This is a genomic window from Tritonibacter sp. SIMBA_163 (assembly GCF_046535935.1).
In the GTDB taxonomy this organism is placed as follows: Bacteria; Pseudomonadota; Alphaproteobacteria; order Rhodobacterales; family Rhodobacteraceae; genus Epibacterium; species Epibacterium scottomollicae.
Genome location: NZ_JAWJBP010001206.1, coordinates 1 through 240 on the forward strand (window position 1 = coordinate 1; position 240 = coordinate 240).

General features: G+C 69.2%; 1 pseudogene. It reads right to left on the reverse strand.

What is annotated here, in order from left to right:
* Window positions 1–88: pseudogene (gene rplK / locus R0J92_RS26140) on the reverse strand (50S ribosomal protein L11); the annotation flags it as partial.
* Window positions 89–240: the final 152 nt, after the last annotated feature.

A 240-nucleotide genomic window follows, 5' to 3' on the forward strand; every position in this document is an offset into this window, starting at 1 on the left:
GACCAAGCGCCGGGCCGATCGGCGGCGACGGATTGGCCGCCCCCGCCGGCACCTGCAGCTTGATGTAGCCGGCAATCTTCTTTGCCATCGTCTTCCCTCTCTCAACTTACCGGACGGCCGCTCATCACGGCGGGCCGGCTCTGGGGTGCGTGGTGCGGCCGCTCCTGGTCTTCGGAGCCGAGCCTCCCACGCGGTTTGCGCGCGGCGGTCAGGTCCTCCGCGCTAAAGCTTCTCGACCTG